Annotated in this window: 16 protein-coding genes; 10 read left to right on the top strand and 6 right to left on the bottom strand. The window is 36.9% G+C overall.

Features of this window, described 5'->3' with window-relative positions:
• The first annotated feature begins 23 nt into the window (after positions 1–23).
• Both lepB and ACK4HO_RS07355 read left to right on the top strand, forming a co-directional pair.
• Positions 24–1,577, top strand: a complete 1,554-nt coding sequence (lepB, locus tag ACK4HO_RS07360; protein WP_409664456.1) for a signal peptidase I — start codon at positions 24–26, stop codon at positions 1,575–1,577.
• An 84-nt stretch (positions 1,578–1,661) separates the two neighbouring features.
• On the top strand, positions 1,662–2,282 hold the full coding sequence (locus ACK4HO_RS07355) for a WbqC family protein (protein ID WP_409664454.1): 621 nt from the start codon (positions 1,662–1,664) through the stop codon (positions 2,280–2,282).
• Here ACK4HO_RS07355 and ACK4HO_RS07350 read toward each other — a convergent pair.
• From ACK4HO_RS07350 to ACK4HO_RS07325, 6 genes are all read right to left on the bottom strand, one after another.
• Positions 2,272–3,321, bottom strand: coding sequence for an endonuclease/exonuclease/phosphatase family protein (locus ACK4HO_RS07350; protein WP_409664452.1), 1,050 nt, complete (start codon positions 3,319–3,321; stop codon positions 2,272–2,274). The genes ACK4HO_RS07355 and ACK4HO_RS07350 overlap by 11 nt on opposite strands.
• A 7-nt stretch (positions 3,322–3,328) precedes the next feature.
• Entirely contained in the window at positions 3,329–4,192 is an 864-nt protein-coding gene (locus ACK4HO_RS07345) for a rhomboid family intramembrane serine protease (protein WP_409664451.1), read from the bottom strand.
• A gap of 3 nt (positions 4,193–4,195) precedes the next feature.
• Complete coding sequence (locus tag ACK4HO_RS07340; RefSeq protein ID WP_409664558.1) at positions 4,196–4,954, bottom strand: rhomboid family intramembrane serine protease; 759 nt, start codon at positions 4,952–4,954, stop codon at positions 4,196–4,198.
• Positions 4,954–6,810, bottom strand: a complete 1,857-nt coding sequence (mutL, locus tag ACK4HO_RS07335; RefSeq protein ID WP_409664450.1) for a DNA mismatch repair endonuclease MutL — start codon at positions 6,808–6,810, stop codon at positions 4,954–4,956. Before mutL ends, ACK4HO_RS07340 begins: the two co-directional genes overlap by 1 nt.
• Before the next feature lie 160 nt (positions 6,811–6,970).
• Positions 6,971–7,462, bottom strand: a complete 492-nt coding sequence (gene ribH / locus ACK4HO_RS07330; protein WP_409664448.1) for a 6,7-dimethyl-8-ribityllumazine synthase — start codon at positions 7,460–7,462, stop codon at positions 6,971–6,973.
• 73 nt (positions 7,463–7,535) lie between these two features.
• Positions 7,536–8,321: a tetratricopeptide repeat protein gene (locus tag ACK4HO_RS07325; RefSeq protein WP_409664447.1), complete on the bottom strand. Its 786-nt coding sequence runs from the start codon at positions 8,319–8,321 to the stop codon at positions 7,536–7,538.
• 178 nt (positions 8,322–8,499) lie between these two features.
• Between ACK4HO_RS07325 and recF the strand changes: the two genes are divergently transcribed.
• From recF to ACK4HO_RS07285, 8 genes are all read left to right on the top strand, one after another.
• On the top strand, positions 8,500–9,579 hold the full coding sequence (recF, locus tag ACK4HO_RS07320) for a DNA replication/repair protein RecF (protein ID WP_409664445.1): 1,080 nt from the start codon (positions 8,500–8,502) through the stop codon (positions 9,577–9,579).
• 40 nt (positions 9,580–9,619) lie between these two features.
• A complete protein-coding gene (locus ACK4HO_RS07315; protein WP_409664443.1) occupies positions 9,620–10,327 on the top strand; it encodes a thioredoxin domain-containing protein in 708 nt (235 codons plus the stop codon).
• A gap of 1 nt (position 10,328) precedes the next feature.
• Positions 10,329–11,003 carry a DUF2461 domain-containing protein gene (locus ACK4HO_RS07310; protein WP_409664441.1) on the top strand — a complete coding sequence of 225 codons (675 nt, stop codon included), beginning with the start codon at positions 10,329–10,331 and terminating at the stop codon, positions 11,001–11,003.
• Positions 11,004–11,007: 4 nt separating this feature from the next.
• Complete coding sequence (locus tag ACK4HO_RS07305) at positions 11,008–12,075, top strand: glycosyltransferase (protein WP_409664439.1); 1,068 nt, start codon at positions 11,008–11,010, stop codon at positions 12,073–12,075.
• A 4-nt stretch (positions 12,076–12,079) separates the two neighbouring features.
• Positions 12,080–13,927 (top strand): asparagine synthase (glutamine-hydrolyzing), encoded by a 1,848-nt coding sequence (gene asnB / locus ACK4HO_RS07300; protein ID WP_409664437.1) that lies wholly within the window; start codon positions 12,080–12,082, stop codon positions 13,925–13,927.
• A 42-nt stretch (positions 13,928–13,969) separates the two neighbouring features.
• On the top strand, positions 13,970–14,983 hold the full coding sequence (gene murB, locus ACK4HO_RS07295) for a UDP-N-acetylmuramate dehydrogenase (protein WP_409664557.1): 1,014 nt from the start codon (positions 13,970–13,972) through the stop codon (positions 14,981–14,983).
• 69 nt (positions 14,984–15,052) lie between these two features.
• Positions 15,053–15,664 (top strand): FMN-binding negative transcriptional regulator, encoded by a 612-nt coding sequence (locus ACK4HO_RS07290; protein ID WP_409664435.1) that lies wholly within the window; start codon positions 15,053–15,055, stop codon positions 15,662–15,664.
• Positions 15,665–15,741: 77 nt separating this feature from the next.
• Positions 15,742–16,805 (top strand): glycosyltransferase (locus ACK4HO_RS07285; RefSeq protein ID WP_409664433.1); only part of this gene is annotated, 1,064 nt, incomplete at its 3' end.

The raw sequence follows: 16,805 nt of genomic DNA, 5'->3' as shown, positions 1-16,805 counted from the left end.
AATAAACTTTTAAACCCAATATTATGTCAACATATCAATGGTTTGTATTTTTCCTGATTGTTCAAGTTATCCACGGATTAGGAACCTGGAAATTATACGAAAAAGCAGGAAGAAAAAGATGGGAAGCTTTTGTACCGGTTTACAACGCAATTGTTTTAATGCGAATCATCGGTAGACCAACGCTTTGGACCTTACTCCTTTTCATCCCAATCATCAACTTGATTATGTTTCCGGTAATTTGGGTAGAAACCTTGAGAAGCTTTGGCAAAAAATCTACGGCTGATACTTGGTTGGGGATTTTTACTTTTGGCCTTTACATTTATTACATTAATTACACCCAAGACGTAAATTATATCTCAGATAGAAGTTTAGTGGCTACCACTAAAACAGGTGATACAATCAGTTCACTCCTTTTTGCAATTGTAGTAGCTACATTGGTTCATACTTATGTGATGCAACCTTTTCAAATCCCAACTTCCTCTTTGGAAAAATCTTTGTTAATTGGTGATTTCTTGTTCGTGAGTAAATTTCATTATGGTGCCCGAACGCCAATGACCTCAGTCGCTGCTCCAATGGTGCACGATACTTTGCCTTTAGTGAGAACCAAATCCTATTTGAGTTACCCACAATTGCCTTACTTTAGATTTCCGGGCTTTGAAAAAATTGAGAAAAATGACATAGTCGTTTTCAATTGGCCTGCCGATACGGTATACAAATTTTTTGATACTTCGGGCAAAAGCATTGTTAAACCCATAGACAAAAGATCAAACTATGTAAAACGTTGCCAAGGAACTCCGGGTGACAATTTGCAAATCAAAAACGGTGTGGTTCATATCAACGGAAAAGAATTGGTTTTACCTGAAAGAGCTAAACCGCAACATGCTTATTACATGACTTACGATTTAAACACGCCTATCGATTTTGATTATGTTTTAAAAGGTGTCGGTTCAACAGACGGCGCAGGTTATAAAAATGAAGCCAGAGATACTATTTTCATCAAAGCTTTGTCTGATGAAGCGGCTGTAACTTTGAGAAAAGTACCCGGAATTAAATCGGTTACCAAAATAGTAAACCAATTTCCAGAAGGTAATATTTTCAGTCATAACCCAACATGGAATTCCGATAATTTGGGACCCATTTATATTCCCGAAGCCGGTAAAACTGTTCCTTTAAACAAAGAGAATCTTTCATTATACAAACGATTAATCACCGTTTATGAAAAACATAATTTAAAAACAGTTGGTGATGACATTTACATCGATGATAAAAAAGTAACTTCCTATACTTTCCAACAAAATTATTATTGGATGATGGGTGACAATCGCAATAACTCGGAAGACAGTCGCTATTGGGGATTTGTACCCGAAGACCATATTGTTGGAAAACCCGTATTCATTTGGATGAGTATTGACGGTATGAATGAAGGCATTACTAACTGGCGTATTCGTTGGGACAGATTATTCACAACAGTAAACGGTGAAGGTCAACCTGAATCTTACTTCAAATACTTCTTAGGTTTAATTGCTTTGTATGTAGTGGGTGATTATTTTATGAAAAAGAGAAAAGCGAAAGCATAGTTAAAAGTTCCTGGTTTCGAGTTCCGAGTTAAAACAGATTTGCAACCCGAAACTCGAAACCTTAAAACTCGCAACCTAATCCAAATGAACAACATCCTCATTCACCCGAGTTATTTCCCTTCCATCAGTCATTTTGTGGCGATGGCGCAATGTGATTTGGTGACTTTTGAAATGGATGATAATTTCCAGAAACAAACGAACCGCAACCGAATGTACATTTACAGTCCGAATGGTATTCAGTTGCTCAATATTCCCATAAAACATTCTAAAGAAGCGCATCAAAAAACCAAAGACGTCAAACTGGAAACGGCTTTCGATTGGCAGAAACAGCACTTTAAATCACTGGATGCTGCATATAGAAGTTCGCCTTTCTTTGAGTATTTTGAAGATGATATCCGACCGATATTCGAAAAGAAACACGAATTCTTAATGGATTTAAATCTCGAAACCATGTCGATTGTATCAAAATGTCTCGGATTGGAATTTGATTACAACGAAACCACGGAATATTTTCATGAAGTGACTGATAAAGTTGATTTGAGATACTTAATCAACGGCAAAAAAGACCATTCACAGTTTGACCCTTTCACTCAGGTTTTCGGAGAAAAACACGGTTATTTGAACAACTTAAGCATCTTAGATTTATTGTTCAATGAAGGAAGATATGCTTTAGATTATTTGAAAAAACAATCCCTTACTCAGTAAAAGAAAGTCTCGCCATCACCGGGAAATGATCTGAATTCTCAAACTTAGAGAAGCTTTTAAAACTTTTTACCGTCATTTTTTTATTGGCAAAAATATAGTCGATACGCGCCGGATAATATTTGAATTTATAGGTTTGTCCAAAACCCGTTCCGGCTTCTTCAAAACAATCATTCAAATCACTTTTAATGTTTCGGTAGATGTACGAGAACGCACTGTTGTTCATATCGCCGCAAATAATTACCGGATATTTACATTCCTTTTTATGATTGACTAGAACGGCAGCTTGTTGTTCCTGCTTTTTAAATGCGTCTCTGATTCTGCCAAAAACCTGTTGGGATTTATCTTTATCAATGACATCAACGTGTTCTTCAATTTCATTGACATCGGGCGATATTTTTATCGATTGCAAATGGATATTGTACACGCGTATGGTGTCTTTTCCCTTTTTGATATCGGCATAAATAATATTATTACCTGCTTCGGGAATTTCAAAATCGCCTTGGTTAAAAATAGGGTATTTGGAGAATATCGCTTGTCCGGTTTTGATTTGTTTTCCTTCCATAAAAACCGCCTTGTATTTGTAAATTCTTAAATCTACTTTGGCATTTTCTGAATATTCTTGTATACAAAGAATATCAGGATTTTGTTCGTTGATAAAAGATAAAATCGTATCCCCTACACCATCATTCGGAAGCCAATCAAAAAGATTAAACAAGCGCACGTTATAACTCATTACAGTGAAGTCTTTCTCTTCTTCAGGTAAGTCATTAGAAGAAAACTTGTAAAACTTATTGATAAAAGTAATGCCGAGCAGCAAAACCAAACCGGAAAGCATAACTTGACGCTTTAGTTGAATTAGCCAATAAATAAAAAACAAGGTGTTTAAAATCAGAAACAGCGGTAAAATCAAGGTCAGAACCGAAAGTAGTGGAAATAACTTTGGGGCCAAAAAAGGCAATCCATAGGCAATAAACGTCAATACAGTAACGACTATATTGAATCCGAAAACCACTTTGTTAAACCACGATAGTTTCTTCATTTATAATTTATTTCCCTGCTTTGAAGAGAAACTCTTTCTCTTCAGCGGTCAAGCTGTCATAACCCGATTGACTGATTTTATCCAAAATCTCATCAATTTGTTGCTGGGTTTTGTCTTTGGCAACAATTTTACTTTCTCTTTTAACCGTAGGTTTTTTGGGGTTAACGTGTACTTTTTTAAACGGCGTTGATTTCTTTGGGCTAAACAAATTAGCAAAAAAATCAATCACGGCGCTGACCATTTTACTTAAATCGGTTCCGTTTTGCAACAACTTGATGTAAATATAACCAAAAAAGGCGCCGCTTAAATGCGCTATGTGTCCGCCGGTATTCCCTAATTGTATTTGTAATAAATCCAATAACAAAATCACGCCTGTAATGTGCCAAAGTTTGACATTGCCAATCAACAACAATCTAATTTCCATTAAGGGCTGATAAGTCGTTGTAGCCACCAACAAAGCCATAATAGCTGCCGAAGCACCAACCATAATCCAGGATTGTCCAAACAGATAAAAACTTAAAACATAAACCAATCCCGCAAAAATAGCACCCAAAAAATACAATCCCAGATATTGCTTTTGCGTAAAAAAGGTTAGAAATAATCGACTGGCAAAATTCAATACCATCATATTGAAAAACAAATGCAGAAACCCGTCATGGAAAAAAGCATACGTTAACAATGTCCAAGGCTTGTACAAAATAGCCAAAGGCTCTGATGAAACCGCAATCCAATCAGGATAAGCAAAAACACCTAATTTAAATTGGTAAAACAACGGAATAGACAACAGAAAAACACCCACATTCCAATAAATCATTTTATTGGCAATGCCGCCTATTTTGTATTGTAACTTTATGTCTTCAATGATGCTCATAGCCTAATTCCACCGATTTTTATTGAATGAATTCTTCTTCCAATACCACATCATGATAAATCCTGTTAGTGCGCCGCCTATATGAGCAAAGTGGGCAATTCCGGTTCCACCGCTACCGAATATTGAACTGCCTTTGAAACCTAAAAAAAGATCAATCGCTATAATTCCCGGTACAAAATATTTGGCTTTAATTGGAACTGGAATAAACAATAGTGCCAATTCGGCATTGGGAAACATAAAGGCAAAAGCAGTTAACAAACCATAAATAGCACCTGATGCACCAACCGCCGGTGTATTGTATGCGTGATACATTCCTTCAAGCTCTGTTAACGGAATTATTTCTAAAAGACTATTGTTGTATTTCCCTTCTTTTAAAACAGCATTAATCACATCGAGAGGAACATTGGCTTCCTGTAATAGTGATAAAGCTTGATGGTATTGATAATAATTAAATCCTAAGTACAAAAACGATGCGCCAAGTCCACACGAAATATAAAAGAAAATAAACTTTTTGGCGCCCCAATAATGTTCCAAAGCCGACCCAAAAGAATAAAGCGCAAACATATTAAACAGAATATGGGAAAGGTTTGGCATTTTTGCATGCATAAACATACTGGTCAAAGGCTGCCAATATCTAAAACTAGGGTTTTCAGGATAATACAAAGAAAACAACTGGTAAGCCATATCGCCTACATAATTGGATCCAATGTAAAATATAACATTAATAATCAGTAACTGCTTTACAGTTTCGGTCATTCGCATCATACGCTGAATTTTTTATCTAAATCTTCCACACTCATCGTGATGAAAGTTGGTTTTTGAAACGGTGACACATTCGGCTCTTTGCAAGCAAACAGATTGTGCACCAAATTTTCTTGTTCTTTTTCGGTTAAATACGTTCCGGTTTTGATGGCCAAACTTCGAGCCATCGATTTTGCAATGGTGTCATTTTGGGAAAAACTATTGTCCGGAATTCCATCTTGCAAGTCACTCAATAACTCTTCCAAAACGATAGAAATCTCACTTTCGGTCACATTGACAGGCAAACCCGAAATCAGGACGTTGTCTTCTTCTATGGCTTCAAAAACAAAACCGGTGTTTTCCAAGGAAGTTTTTAATTCGGCTAACAATTCCACTTCGTCTGAAGAATAAAACAACTGCAGCGGAAACAATAATTGCTGACTCGAAGCTTGTTGCACCGTCATGCTCGTTAGAAACTCTTCGTATAAAACCCTTTCGTGCGCTCGTTTTTGATTGATAATCACCATCCCCGATTTGATTGGGCTGACGATATATTTTTTATGGATTTGGTAAGTGCGCTTAACTTCCTGCTCAATTTCATTTTCTTCGAATAAAGAAGAAGTAACGGCCTCATTATTTTCAAAAGTCATTTCGGCAATCTCTTGTCCGGCTTGCTTTAAACCCACATACAAGCTTTCCCAACTCGGTTGCGCTTCGGGCTTTTTATAATTGGATGACGAAGCAAAAGATTTACTCGGTTGCTTGTCTTCAGAAAACGGATTATAACTTCTATCGACTTGAATCGAAGGATATTCGGCGTCTTTATTTTGGTATTGATAAGGTGTGTCCAAATTCGGGTCGCGGTCAAAATCCAAAACCGGTGCGACATTAAACTGTCCTAAACTGTGTTTGATAGCCGAACGCAAAATCGCATATAACGCATGTTCATCGTCAAACTTAATTTCGGTTTTGGTTGGATGAATGTTGATATCAATCGTGTGCGGCGGAACGTCTAAGTATAAAAAATAACTCGGTTGCGCACCATCTTTCAGCAAACCATCATAAGCAGCCATCACGGCATGGTGCAAATAACCGCTTTTGATAAAACGGTTGTTGACAAAAAAGAATTGTTCGCCTCGATTCTTCTTCGAAAATTCGGGTTTCCCAATAAATCCTTGTAGGTTGACTATTTCGGTGTCTTCTTTTACAGGAACCAACTTCTCATTGGTTTTACCCGAAAATATATTAACAATGCGTTGTCTGAAATTGGATATCGGCAAATTGAACATTTCGCTGCCGTTGTGGTACATCGTAAAATGAATATTCGGATGCGCCATGGCAACACGTTGGAATTCATCCACAATGTGGCGTTGTTCAACGGTTTCCGACTTTAGAAAGTTTCTTCGGGCCGGAATATTAAAAAACAAATTCTTTACCGCAAACGAAGTGCCTTTGGGCAAAACTGCCGGTTCTTGTGACACAAATTTGCTGCCTTCAATGATAATGTGAATTCCGAGTTCTTCTTGGTCTTGTTTGGTTTTCATTTCCACATGCGCAATCGCCGCTATGGAAGCCAGCGCTTCGCCGCGAAACCCTTTGGTATGCAAAGAAAACAAATCTTCTGCCTGACGGATTTTAGAAGTGGCATGACGCTCGAAACACAAACGCGAATCGGTGACACTCATTCCTAATCCATTGTCAATTACTTGTACCAATGATTTTCCGGCATCTTTTATGATGAGTTTGATATCAGTGGCTTTAGCATCAACGGCATTTTCCAATAGTTCTTTGACTACCGAAGCCGGTCTTTGGACCACTTCGCCCGCGGCTATTTGGTTGGCAACGTGATCAGGAAGTAATTGAATTATGCTCGACATTCTTTAGTATTCAGTGTTTTGTTAAGGTTTCAGTTTTGGGTAACCGAAGTTAGCAAATTTAACGAAAAACTATTGGGATTTTTAGTTAATAATTGGCTAAAAATAAAAAACCTATTCACAACGGAATAGGCTTCTATTTTATATTGAAAATGATATAATATTACATTGTCTTTCTTCTCAACTCAGCCATTTTTATCGCAGCGATAGCGGCTTCCGTTCCTTTGTTACCGTGAATTCCACCACTTCTGTCGATGGATTGTTGTTCTTTATTATCGGTCAATAAACAAAAGATAACCGGCACATCCGTTTGCACATTCAAATCTTTGATGCCTTGGGTTACGCCTTCGCAGACAAATTCGAAATGCATGGTCTCGCCTTTAATTACACAACCGATGGTAATCACCACATCCACTTCTTGCGTGACAATCATGCGTTGCGCGCCGTAAACTAACTCAAAACTTCCGGGTACATTCCAACGGATAATGTTTTCGGGTAAAGCACCGCAGTCTAACAAAGCGGCTTCGGCACCGTTATACAAACCGTTAGTGATGTGATCGTTCCATTCTGAAACCACAATCCCAAACCGAAAGTCTTTCGCGTTGGGAAGCGTACTTTTATCATAGTTGGATAAATTCTTATTTGCAGTGGCCATAATTTTTGGGTTTAAAATAAAAAAGGATTAAAGATACCATCCTTAATCCTTTTATAAAATATTATTTTTTGATTTATTGCGCTAAACCAATCAAACCATCGATTTGTTGTCCTTCCGGAGTCGTATCGAAGTTTTCTTTGATTTCGGTGAAATATTTTAAAGCTTCTGGTTTGTTTCCTAAAGCCAAAGCAGTTTTTCCTGCTTTCAATAAATATCTTGGTCTTGTGAAATCATTTTGATTGGCATCAGCCGCTTTCAAATAGAATTCTAAAGCTTCTTTTTGTTTGTTTTGTTGGGCATAAGCATCACCAATAGCGCCTTTTGCCAAAGTACTTAACATCATATCATCTGAAGAAAATTTCTCTAAGCTGCTGATAGCTTCTGCATATTTACCGGTATTCAAGTAAGCGATTCCGGCATAATAGTTAGCCAAATTTCCGGCAGCCGTTCCTGAATATTCTTCAGCAATTCTGATTACACCAAATTTACCTTCTGAACCGTTTAATACTAAATTGAATAAAGAATCCGCTTTAACATCACCGTCAACTGCTTTTTGGAAATTTTGTTGGGCTACGAATAATTCATCCGCTGCTGTTTGCTGGTTAGGTTCTGCAATGAATTTCTCATAAGCAAAATAACCTACTACAGCTAAAACAACTGCCCCAAGAAATCCTAAAATGTATTTTTGGTTTTTGGCAATAAAATCTTCCGCTCTTGAAGCCGATTCATCTAATGTATCAAATGCCTTTGCCGTTGCACTGTCTTTTGCATCAACATTTACATCTTCGATAAAATTATTGTCTAATTTCTCTTCTTTTTCTTTTGGTGCTTTATATCCTCTTTTGTTAAAAGTTGCCATCTATTTTTAATTTAGTGTGCGCAAAAATAAAATTTTTATTCATATTTAAAAGCTATTTTTGTCGATATTTTTGAATAATTTACACCTCTTTACTTTAAGGATTGGGAATAACTATAATTAATTAACCTTTTTCTCTTATAAATAAGGAGTTTAGACACTAATTTCAAACAAAACCAAATTGTTTTTAAAGCGAATTTCAGTACTCAATTATAAAAATTTTTCGGATGCCACCTTCGAATTTGATGTCAAAATCAATTGCTTCGTGGGTAAAAACGGTATTGGAAAAACCAATATCCTCGATGCCATTTATCATTTGGCCAACGGGAAAAGCTATTTCAATCCGTTAGCGGTACAAAACATCAAACACGGCGAAGAGTTTTTTGTAGTGGATGGCGAATTCGAAAAAAACGATCGCTCCGAACAAATACTCTGCAGTTTGAAAAAAGGCCAAAAAAAAATCCTGAAACGCAACAGCAAACTCTACGAAAAATTCTCAGACCATATAGGTTTTATTCCGTTAGTGATCATTTCTCCGGCGGATAGAGATTTAATCATTGAAGGCAGCGAAACCCGTCGTAAGTTCATGGACAGCGTGATTTCGCAATTGGACAATACTTATTTGCAACAACTCATCCAATACCAAAAAATCATCAGCCAGCGTAATGCTTTGTTGAAATATTTCGCTTTAAATCACGTATTTGAAAAAGATACCTTAAGCATATATAATGAGCAATTGGACAATTTGGGCAAAGCCATTTTCGACAAAAGACAAAAGTTTCTGGAAGAGTTTATTCCTATTTTCAATCAATACCACCAAGACATTACCAACTCTGCTGAAACTGTACATTTGGTTTACCAGAGTGATTTATTTGAAAAAGACACTTTGACTTTATTAGAAGAAAATCTCAGCAAAGACAGGGCTTTACAATACACATCAGTTGGTGTGCACAAAGACGATTTGTCTTTTGAAATAGATAATTATCCGATTAAAAAGTTTGGTTCTCAAGGGCAGCAGAAATCCTTTTTGATTGCTTTGAAATTGGCCCAATTTGATTTTGTAAAAAAACAAAGCGGTGAAAAACCCATTTTGCTCTTTGATGACATCTTTGATAAGCTGGATGAATTTCGCGTGAGCAAGATTATCGCAATGGTCAACAACGAAGAATTCGGCCAATTATTCATCTCGGACACGCATCCGGAACGCACAGAAAACATTGTCAAAACGACCCATCAGAGTTATAAAATATTTAATTTGTAGTGTTGTTCTATTTTGTAATTTAGCTGAAAAATTGCAGAATATGAAATCCAAATTATTTTTGTTGCTATTGTTGAGTTGTCTCTTCTTAAGTTGTCAAGGTCAAACGGCAAAAAACATTCAAACATTAGATCCGAAAACTTACGCTGAAAAGCTAAAAACAACCGAGAAACCACAGTTGTTAGATGTTAGAACACCTCAAGAGTATGGAGTTGAGCATCTTGAAAACGCCAATAATGTCAATATAAACAGTGCTGATTTTGCTGCAAAAGCCGCGCAATACGATAAAAACAAACCTATTTTTGTGTATTGCAAAGTAGGCGGAAGAAGTGCACAAGCGGCAGATAAATTAGCGGAAATGGGGTTCAAAGAAATCTATAATTTAGAAGGTGGCATCATGAAATGGTCGGCCCACGACCTGCCAAAGTCTTCTCAAAGCACTCAGATTGCGAAAACCGGAATGACTTCAGATGACTATCAAAAACTAATTACTTCCGACAAAAAAGTACTGGTTAATTTCACTGCAGTTTGGTGTGGCCCATGCCAAAAAATGAAACCTTACGTAATGAAATTACAAGAAGAACTGAAAGATCAAATAAAAATTGTCAGATTAGATGCTGATGAAAACAAAGCTTTGGTGGAAGGAATGAAAATTGATGGGTTACCAACTATAATCATATATGATAACGGAAAGGAAGTTTGGCGTAATTTAGGTTATATTTCAGAAGAAGAACTCAGAAAACACTTGTAGTATGATAACCAAAGATGCCCTTCAGTTTCTCGAAGATTTAATCGCCAATAACAATACCGATTGGATGCATGCCAATAAAAAAAGGTATGAAAACTACAAGAAAGACTACCACAGTTTTATTGCTTCGCTTTTGGCAGAAATAAAACCCTTAGACAAAACTTTGGAACCGCTGGAAGTTAAAAACTGTACATTCAGAATCAATCGTGATATTCGTTTTTCCAAAGACAAATCGCCTTACAAAACCAATATGGGCGTATGGTTTACCCAAAATAAATTCCGAAAAAACAATCCGGGTTATTATGTGCATTTCGAAAAAGGAAATTCATTTATCGCCGGCGGTGTTTGGTGTCCGGAACCGGATGAATTGAAAAGAATTCGCAAAGAAATAGCCTTTTTTCATGAGGATTTGGACAAAATTGTCAATGATAAAATCTTCAAAAAAGAATTTGCAACACTAACCCGTGACGAAAGCAATACTTTAAAAAAAGCACCTAAAGATTTCGACCCAAATCATCCGGCTATTGAATTTTTAAAACTGAAGAGTTATACGGCTTCCGCCAAAATTGACGATGCCCTTTTTACCGACAAAGATTTTAGTAAAATAGTGGCTCAAAAACTAATCGCTTTGAAACCTTTAAATGACTTTTTAAACCGAGCTCTGGAAACCGAAGACTAAATCAATGGCAAAAAAAAGAATACTTTTTTTGGGAGAAACTTACCGTGCTGATGCTGTTACTTGGATGAATGGTCTCAAGGATTTTGGCGACTTCGAAATTGTAACTTGGGAACTGCAAACCAAAAATCACGGATTTTACAGGTTTATTAGAATACTGGAATTGACCAAGGCGTTTTTGACGATAAAAAGTATAGTCAAAAAATTCAATGCCGATATGGTTATTGCTGAAAGAACCACCAGTTATGGTTATTTAGCAGCATTATCAGGCATTAGACCAATAGCTATTGCCCAACAAGGTCTAACCGATTTATGGCCCATAAATTCGCCTTCATATCCGTTTAAAAAAATCATTCAAAAATATGCTTACGAAAAAGCCGATTTGATTCACGCTTGGGGAAATGTTATGGCCAATCACATGCAAGAAAGTGGCGTCGATATGAACAAGGTGATGATTTTACCCAAAGGAATTAACCTGGAGTTTTTTAAATTCAACAATACCGAAAACGGCGAAATTATCAATGCCATAGTAACGCGTTCGTTGCATCCGGAGTACCAACACGATTTGATTTTAAAATCATTTGCCATCCTCAAACAAAAAAACATTCCTTTTAATCTTACCATCATTGGTGACGGAATTGAATTGAAAAAATTAATGGCTTTGGCCAAAGAATTCAATATCGAAAAAGAGGTTGTTTTTACCGGTAGAATTGACAATCATGAGATTCCAACTTACTTGCAAAAATCTAATTTCTACATTAGTATGCCTACGACTGAAGGTGTTTCGGCTTCGCTTTTTGAAGCTATGGCTTGTGGTTGCTTTCCAATTGTAAGTGATTTACCTGGTAATCGTCATTGGATACAACAAAAAGTTAACGGAATACTTGTAGCTACCGAAAATGCGACTAAATTAGCCGAAGAATTACAGTGGGCATTTGACAATAACGAACTTACCCAAAAGGCAGTCTTGGCCAACAGGAAGTTTGTTGAAGAAAATGCCAACTATGAAACCAACATGAAAAAAATAGCATTTAAGTACCACGATTTGATCTCAGCTAAATCAGCTGCTGTATAGTTTTATGTGTGGCATCAACGGAATTTTACATCTAGATTACAAACCGGTTGACCAAAATCAATTGGTGAAAATGCGTGATGTCCTGGAGCATCGTGGTCCGGATGATAAAGGCATTTATCTCCAGAATAATATTGGTTTAGGCCACAGAAGACTTTCTATCATTGACACTTCCGCAGGTGGACACCAACCCTTTATTTCCGAAAACGGACGATACATCATCGTTTTTAATGGGGAAATCTACAATTACCAATCTTTTTATCCCGAATTAAAAAGCAAAGGAATTACTTTAAAATCAGGTTCTGACACAGAAGTATTGCTTAAGCTTTATGAATTGTACGGCATGGAAATGCTGGAACGTTTAAACGGTATGTTTGCCTTTGCGATTTGGGACACTTTGGAAAAGAAACTCACGCTTTGTCGCGACAGAATGGGTGTGAAACCTTTGTACTACGCTTTTCACCAAAATACTTTATTTTTTGCTTCTGAACAGAAAGCGATTTTCTGCGCAGGCGTACCGCTTGAAATTTCAGAAAACGGTATGGAAGAATATGTCTTCAATCGTTTTGTGGCAGGCGAAAATACGCTCTACAACCATGTGAAAAAATTGCTTCCCGGTCATTATATGGTGATTGACGAAAACGGAAAAAGCAACACCAAAAGATGGTGGAATTTAAAAGAGCAAATCCAAAACCACAGTCCGATTATCAATCCGAAAAAATGGTTTGAAGAAACTTTCTTTGATTCAGTAAAACTCCGGATGGTTAGTGATGTTCCCGTTGGTGTTTTACTCAGTGGCGGATTAGATTCTTGCTCGATTTTATCAGCATTGTACCATCAGAATTTTAAAAACATTGAGACATTCAACATCAGTTTCTCTGAAGAAGAGCACAATGAATATCATTTGGCCAAAAGAATCACCGAGGAATATCATTATCAGTTCAATCACACCAAATTAGAAAATGAAAATCTGTATCAAAATTTGATAGAGACTTCTTATTTTCAGGACGAACCGATAATGCACCTTAACGAACCTCACTTACTGGCTATTGCAAAATTAGCCAAGCCAAAAGTAAAAGTGCTGCTTTCCGGTGAAGGCGCCGATGAATTGATGGGTGGTTATGTTCGTTACAAAGCATTAAAAAATCCATCTTTACTTAAAATTATTTCTCAAATATCGAAGTTTGAAACTTTTAATAAAAGACCGCGTTACGATAAATTATTTCGTTATTCCAAAATCAACAGCGATGCCGATTTGGTGATTTTCAATGGTTCCAATGTATATCCGGATGACATTAATTTGTTTTACGGCAACAAGAAAAAACCGGAGAATGACTACCGTCATCAGATTTTAAAAGAAGCAAAAGAATTATATCCGAAAGATTTACAGCGACAAGCCTTGTACTTTGACCAACATACCTATTTGTGCTCGTTATTAGACCGAAATGACCGTTGCACCATGGGAACTTCTATCGAATGCCGAGAACCGTTTTTAGACCAAAGATTAGTCGCGGGTTTAGGAACATTAGACAGCAAATGGATGTTTACCGGCAAGAAAGGAAAATTCATCCTCAAAACCACCATGGAAGACAAACTTCCTAAAGAAATCATCGATTTCAGAAAGATTGGTTTAAGCGCACCTTGGGGAAGTTATCTGCTAAAATTTCCGCGATTTACGGACGAATTGGAAAATTTTGCCAAAAGTGACATTTTCAACATGCCGTTTATGGAAAACATTGACGGTCAAAAATTGGTCGCCGAAATCAGAAAAGGAAATACTAAAATATTACCTTATGTAATGCCATTATTTATGCTTCATAAATGGCAAAAACATTACTATAACAAATTCATTTAAAAGGATTGTTTACTTTTGTAAACCATTAAGCCGATTTAAATGATGCCTATCCAGACTAATTTCTCCTTAAAAAAGTACAATACTTTTGGTATTGAAGCCAAAGCCCAACAATTCATTGCCGTTCATACGGTTGAAGAATTAAAAACTGTTTTACAGGAAAACGCCAACGAGAAAAAATTCATACTCGGTGGCGGAAGCAATATGTTGTTGACCCAAGACATTCAAGCTTTGGTCATTCATGTGGATTTAAAAGGGAAAAGAGTTCTCAAAGAAGACGACGATTTTGTTTGGGTAGAAAGTATGGCCGGAGAAAACTGGCACGAATTTGTACTTTGGACGATTGACCAAAACTTTGGCGGATTAGAGAATATGTCTTTAATTCCGGGCAATGTTGGTACAACTCCTGTGCAAAACATTGGCGCTTACGGTACCGAAATCAAAGATACTTTTGTGTCGTGTGAAGCGGTAAATATTGCCACTCAAGACCTTAAAACTTTCAATAAAGAAGAATGTAATTTTGGCTACAGAGAAAGTGTTTTCAAACACGAAGCCAAAGACCAATTCGTGATCACCTCAGTTGTTTTTAAACTGACCAAGAGAAACCATAAAATCAATACGTCTTACGGCGATATTACTAAGGAATTGGAAAAACAAAACGTGGTTGTACCAACCTTGAAAGATGTTTCCAACGCTGTTATAGCCATTCGACAAAGCAAATTGCCCGACCCGAAAGAATTGGGCAATAGCGGGAGTTTTTTCAAAAATCCGATTATTTCAAAAGCAGCTTATGAAAAAGCCCAGGCTTTGCATCCCGAAATGCCACATTATGTGATTTCAGAAACCGAAGTTAAAGTACCGGCAGGTTGGCTGATTGAACGCGCCGGATTCAAAGGAAAACGCTTTGGTGACGCAGGAATTCACAAGAATCAGGCATTGGTTTTAGTGAACTATGGCAATGCAACGGGTCAAGAAATCTTAGCGGTTTCCAAAGACATACAAGCCACTATTTTAAAAGAATTCGGCATCGCGATTGAAGCTGAAGTGAATGTGATTTAGTTATCAGTGTTCAGTCACAATTTCCAGAAATGGTAATTCATAATTCGTAATTCGTAATTCATAATTTAAATGTACATCCCCGACTTATATAAAAACGAAAACCAAGAAGACATTCAAAATTTTTTACATCAAAACGGCTTTGCGATTTTGGTCAACCAAACTAATGGTAAATTGTGGGCAACGCACACGCCTCTGATTTTGGAAACCAATGCTGAAGGAAAACAAATTTTAGTCGGGCATATTTCTAAAGCCAATCCCCAATCGGAAAGTTTTAAAAATAATGATGAAGTTTTAGCTGTTTTTTCGGGTGCCCATACTTATATTTCTTCTTCTTGGTATGATCATGAAAATGTACCAACGTGGAATTATCTCGCCGTACATGTTTACGGAAAAGTAAAGGTTTACAACCATGGTGAAGCAATCAATTTCCTTAAAAAATTAGTCGATAAATACGAGGCCAAATCCGAGAAACCCATTCGCGTCGAAAACCTATCCGAAAAAACCATGCGAGAAGCGCGTGGTATTGTAGCTTTTGAAATCGAAATCACAAGCATCGAAGCCCAAAAGAAATTATCGCAAAACCGCGACGATAAAAACTACCAAAACATCATCACCGAACTCGAAAAAACCAATGACAATCAAGCCATTGCCATTGCTAATGAAATGAAAAAGAACCGCTAGGAATTTGTTAAAAATCCCTTGATTATTGCGGTTAGAATAACTACATTTGCACACCTTTTTAAAGTCAAAAAAAGCCTATGTTATTAGCTCTATTCTGTCTATTCATCGCCGTAGTTGTTGTTCAATTCTTATATTATGTTGTAGTATTTGGTAAATTTTCTTTTGCTAAACCACAAACTGCAACCCCGAAAAGAGTGCCAATTTCAGTTATTGTTTGTGCCAAAAATGAAGAAGAAAACGTGCAGCAATTTGTCCCGCTTTTGGCTGAACAAAATTACCACACTTTCGAAATTGTATTAATTGACGATGCTTCAAGCGATAATACCTTAGAGATTTTTGAAGCGTTTGAAAAACAATATGACAATGTTAGATTGGTCAAAGTAGAAAACAACGAAGCTTTTTGGGGCAATAAAAAATTCGCTTTAACCCTTGGTATCAAAGCCGCTAAATACGAATACTTATTATTCACTGACGCCGATTGTTATCCAACTTCGAAAGATTGGATTACGAGTATGAGTTCGCAATTTACCGCTCAAAAGAACATTGTTTTAGGTTATGGAGCTTATGAAAAAATAGCCAATTCGTTTTTAAATAAAATCATCCGTTTTGAGACTTTACTCACGGCAACCCAATATTTTTCTTGGGCCAAAATTGGCAAACCTTACATGGGTGTTGGTCGCAATATGGCCTACAAACGCGAAGAGTTTTTCAAAGTACGTGGCTTTATGGATCACATGAAAATCCGTTCCGGCGATGACGATTTGTTTATCAACCAAGCCGCAACCAAAGAGAATACTGCCGTTTGTTACATTCCCGATAGCTTTACTTATTCGGAACCGAAAACGTCTTTCAAAGAATGGTTTACCCAAAAACGCCGTCATGTATCGACTGCCAAACACTATAAAATGTTTGACCGCAACCAATTAAGCCTTTTTTACGCATCACAATTGTTGTTTTTGTTGTTGCCAATAGTATTATTAGTATTCCAATTTCAGTGGATTGCTGTGGTGAGTATCATTGGCTTCCGATATTTGTTTGCGTGGTTATCAATGGGATTTGCCGCCGGTAAACTAAAAGAAAAAGATGTGATGTATTGGTTCCCAATCATAGAAATTGTTTTAATTTTCACCCAATTGAATGT

Source organism: Flavobacterium sp., assembly GCF_046296355.1.
Taxonomy (GTDB): Bacteria; Bacteroidota; Bacteroidia; order Flavobacteriales; family Flavobacteriaceae; genus Flavobacterium.
This window is presented reverse-complemented; position numbering and strand designations above follow the sequence as displayed.